The organism is Pantoea sp. SIMBA_079 (assembly GCF_046940275.1).
GTDB lineage: Bacteria > Pseudomonadota > Gammaproteobacteria > Enterobacterales > Enterobacteriaceae > Pantoea > Pantoea borealis.
In genome coordinates, this window is the sequence record NZ_JAWRYR010000303.1 from 1 (window position 1) to 272 (window position 272).

At 56.2% G+C, this 272-nt stretch carries 1 protein-coding gene; it reads right to left on the minus strand.

All coding sequences use genetic code 11. From position 1 onward, the window contains the following. The coding region (locus SB719_RS20120; protein ID WP_412159734.1) for a hypothetical protein at positions 1 to 204 on the minus strand (204 nt) is incomplete at its 3' end. Between the last annotated feature and the right edge of the window lie 68 nt (positions 205 to 272).

Below are 272 nucleotides of genomic sequence, written 5' to 3' on the forward strand. Positions count from 1 at the left end.
AAGGGTGGCCTTGACGGGAGCGGGAGCCTTAGGTTTCTCAGGTTCCGCCAGTACGAAGGCGTCGGGATCATAAAGCCTGCTGGAGCCTTCAATCGTTACGAAGCCGGGACCACCGTCGCGTACCGTGTATTCGTCGCCCAGCGTGGCATCACCGAAGGAGACGCCAATACGACGAACGCGGTCACCTTTTTTGAACTTAGCCATTATTTCAATTCTCCTTCGAGATAAGCTCGGACGGCGCGGAACTCGACACGCTTTCCGTCCAGATCGTT